Consider the following 3,909-nt stretch of genomic DNA (forward strand, 5'->3'; position numbering starts at 1 on the left):
CCTTCAAGTACTGGTCATTGATGGCCTGGGATTCACCCTTGAGACGCGTGCCCTTTTTGTCGGTCCCTTCCCAGAGAAACGTGATCTTTTGAGCCGTTTGTGCCATGGCTTAGTCCTTCGTCACACGGTTGATCTCGGCGAGGCTGGTGACCCCATCCTTGACTTTTTTCAGACCTGAACTGCGCAGGTCGGCTATTTCTTCGCGTTTGGCCTGTTCGGCCAATTGCAGGGAATTTGCGCCTTCCATGATCAACTGAGACATGGCCTCGGATATGGGCATGACCTGGTACACGCCAACGCGCCCCTTATAACCGGAGTCGCCGCACTGGTCGCAGCCAACAGCCTTGTAGATTTTAAGGTCGTCCACCTCATCTTCTGAGAATCCTTCCTCTAACAGGGCCTCGCGGGGAACGTTATCGATGGCTTTGCAATTATTGCAGAGCCTGCGGGCAAGACGCTGGGCGATGATCAGCAGCAAGGCCGAAGCGATGTTGTAGGGAGGGACCCCCATGTTCATCAGGCGGGTGAGGGTCTGCGGGGCATCGTTGGTATGCAGGGTGGAGAGCACCAAGTGGCCGGTCTGGGCTGCCTTGATGGCGATTTCAGCGGTTTCCAGGTCGCGGATCTCGCCGACCATCACAATATCGGGGTCCTGGCGCAGGAAGGCGCGCAGGGCCTCTGCGAAGGTGAGGCCCACCTTGGGGTTGACGTTGACTTGGTTAACCCCCGGCATATTGATCTCGGCTGGGTCCTCGGCGGTGGATATATTCCGGTCTATTGTGTTGAGGATATTCAGGCCTGTGTAGAGGGAAACGGTTTTTCCGCTCCCCGTCGGGCCAGTGACCAGGATCATGCCATAGGGTTTACTGAGGGCATCCAGGTATAGCTGTTTTTGGTCATCCTCGTAACCGAGGGCTTCGATGCCAAGACGGGCGCTGCTGGGGTCGAGAATACGCAGCACGATTTTCTCGCCGAACAGCGTTGGGAGGGTATTGACACGAAAATCGATCGCCCTGCTCTTGGACAGCTGGAGCTTGATTCTCCCGTCCTGAGGGACGCGTCGCTCGGAAATATCCATGCGCGACATGACCTTCAGGCGGGCGGAGATACGGGGCGCCAGGCTGACCGGTGGGCTGGCGATTTCCTGTAGCACCCCATCGATGCGTAAACGAACCCGGAACTTCTTCTCGTAGGGTTCGAAATGGATATCAGAGGCTTTCTTGTTGATGGCGTCGAGCAGCACCTTGTTGACGAATCGGACAACGGGGGTGTCATCCGCATCCGATTCGCTCATTGCCGGACCTTGCTGGTTGTCCTCGGTATCCGAGAATTCCATGTTGTCCAGGTCTTCACCGAGGTCCATGTCCTGCATGGAGGTATCGGCGGCGGCCAACGCGTCGTCTATCAGCTTCAGCAGGCGGTTGTGTTCGACCAGGACGGGTTCGGTATGAATGCCGGTATTGAACTTGATTTCGTCCAGTGCCAGTAGATTCAGCGGGTCAGCAATGGCTACATAGAGACGGTTGCCGCGACGGTAAAGCGGCAAGGCCTGGTTTTTGCGAACGATTTTTTCTTGAATCAGGTCCCGAGGAATACTGTCGGGGTCATAACCGGCCAGTTCGAGCACCGGCATGCCGAATTCCGCCCCGGCGGCTTGGGCGATTCGGGTGGGATTGAGTTTCTTTTCGTCAACCAGGTAGGCGACCAGTGGCACCCGCATTTTCTGGGCGGCTTCCTGAGCCTGAATAGCTGAGGCCTCATCGAGCAAGTTTTCGTTGACCAAACGTCGGGACAACCCGTTTAGTCGCAACGCCGGCGAAGGTGTAGACATAAGCGCCTAGGATATGGTTTTCCAGTAACCCATGGTAGACAATATTATTTTAAAGTCAAATAGTTATGCCAACTTCTAAACCGAAAATCCCCTATTATTTGGCCTGCGCGTCACGGTGGCTGTTTGGACGAGTTAAAGGGTGGAAAAACAAGGTGTTGGCTCATCCGGTTTTGGATTCTTTCTCTGTCTGAAGCCGATTCCTCCTTAAAGGAAGAGGCATCCTGTTTCTTTAAGGATTAAGGCCGTCCCGGGGCTGGGTGGGGTGATTGATGCAGCTGAATTCGTCCCTTGCGAATGTATGGCGTTGATCTCAAACAGTAACTGCTGAGTCACCAGGAGATAAATCCTTTTTGAATCAACAGGTTGAGTATTTTCGTGGTCGCGAGTCGGGCTTCTGGCATTTGACGGGTTTCGGATCTGCCGGGCGAGGTGTGTCTCTCTTTGATTAAATTAAAGCGTAAATGTGATGGACTATGGGGTACGGTACTAGAAGGCCATTGAGTATGCGTGGTCGCGAAAACAACAAGTGAAGTGTGTGGGCAAATGGCATTAGTTGTGGAAAACCGGCTCAAAGTCCTCATGGTAACCACTTCCTTCCCTGTCGAGGGCAATCCGGTCAGTGGCATATTCGTCAAGCGGCTTGCTGATGCGTTGAGTGATCGCGTAAGCCTGACCGTTTTAATGCCGGGTTCAACCGAATCCTGTCAACTGGATGCTCCATATCCGCTGTTTAGCTTTCGCTATGCGCCGCGTCGATGGCAATTGCTGGCACACCGGCCCGGTGGAATACCCGTTGCTTTGAAGGCGAGTCCCATTTTATGGCTGCTGCTCCCCGGTTTTTTACTGGCAATGTTTTTCCAGGTCATTCGACTCGGGATGCGGGCGGATGTAATACATGCCAATTGGTCGGTGCCTGGAGTAATGGCTGGTCTTGCAGGATGGTTCATACGTAAACCCGTTATCACCACCTTAAGGGGGTCTGATGTCAGTTCACTTGAAAAGTCGCTTATCAAGCGGCGGATTCTTGGTGCGTTGCTACGCCTGAACAAGCGCGTTTCGACGGTTAGCGAAACAATCCAAAAAGAGTTGGTCGTATTGGCGCCACGATATGCAAGCAGAATCAAGGTGATCCCCAATGGCGTTGAGGACAGCCTGTTGCGTGTCGAACGTGAGTCACACCCGTCGTTTCAACTGCTGACTGTCGGGAACCTGATCCAGGGAAAAGACATTGCCACTATTATCAAGGCATTGTCCCGACAGGTAACGCCGATGTCACTTAGGGTGGTCGGTGAGGGTGAGGAATACAGAAACCTCAAGCAACTGGTTCAGGAGCTGGGAGTGGAAAGTCAGGTCAACTTTGTCGGTGTTGTCCCACCTCCTGAGATCGCCGGTGAACTGAAGAAGGCGGACGCATTTATATTGGCCAGCCGTTCTGAAGGACGTCCCAATGTTGTATTGGAAGCCATGGCTGCTGGTTGTCCTGTTATTTCAAGCAAGCTGCCGGGCGTTCAAGAGTTGATCGAGCATCAGAAACATGGACTTCTTTTCGAGCCGGGCGATATTTCAACACTTGCAGAACATATCAGGCGGTTGGCAACTTCCCCGGAGCTGTGCTTAGAATTGGCGCGGCATGCTCGCCGACAAATTATCGACAAAAAAATAACTTGGTCGAATTGTGCGGAGAGGTATCAGGATGAGTATCTGGCAATGAGCAAATGCTCCAGAGAAGCGATTTAATAGATAAATAATTCGGGAGTCTCAAATCGCCGATAGGGTTATCCGTTGTCAAGCCACAAAAATAGCTTTGAGCATAGTCTGTCTTGCAAGATGGGGGCGGCTTCGAATGTGGCGGGTACCTAACAACCATATGCGCTGAAAACGATGAGACGAAAAGTAGAAGCGACTGTAAGACACAAGATAGCTTTTTTTATCCCGGATTTGCATATGGGGGGCGCCGAACGTGTATTCCTCACACTTTCAAAACAGTTGAGCGCCAGGGGGTATGAGGTAGAAATTGTTTTGGCTAACAAAAAAGGTGAATTGCTGGCTGAGGTTGATCCTTCTGTCAAGATCGTCGA

The 3,909-nt window shown here is 52.6% G+C and carries 3 protein-coding genes; 2 read left to right on the forward strand and 1 reads right to left on the reverse strand.

All coding sequences use genetic code 11. From position 1 onward, the window contains the following. Positions 1 to 109: 109 nt before the first annotated feature. Positions 110 to 1,831, reverse strand: coding sequence for a type IV-A pilus assembly ATPase PilB (gene pilB, locus P8Y64_13950; GenBank protein ID MEJ2061559.1), 1,722 nt, complete (start codon positions 1,829 to 1,831; stop codon positions 110 to 112). 507 nt (positions 1,832 to 2,338) lie between these two features. Between pilB and P8Y64_13955 the strand changes: the two genes are divergently transcribed. Together P8Y64_13955 and P8Y64_13960 are read left to right on the forward strand one after the other, a co-directional pair. Further along, positions 2,339 to 3,568, forward strand: a complete 1,230-nt coding sequence (locus P8Y64_13955; protein ID MEJ2061560.1) for a glycosyltransferase — start codon at positions 2,339 to 2,341, stop codon at positions 3,566 to 3,568. 144 nt (positions 3,569 to 3,712) lie between these two features. Continuing rightward, on the forward strand, positions 3,713 to 3,909 hold a 197-nt coding region (locus tag P8Y64_13960), incomplete at its 3' end, for a glycosyltransferase (GenBank protein MEJ2061561.1).

Source organism: Gammaproteobacteria bacterium (genome assembly GCA_037388465.1).
GTDB lineage: Bacteria > Pseudomonadota > Gammaproteobacteria > SpSt-1174 > SpSt-1174 > JARRKE01.

Coding starts and splice junctions, on each gene's coding strand:
- pilB (MEJ2061559.1), bottom strand. CDS start 1,831: ATGTCTACACCTTCGCCGGCGTTGCGACTAAACGGGTTGTCCCGACGT.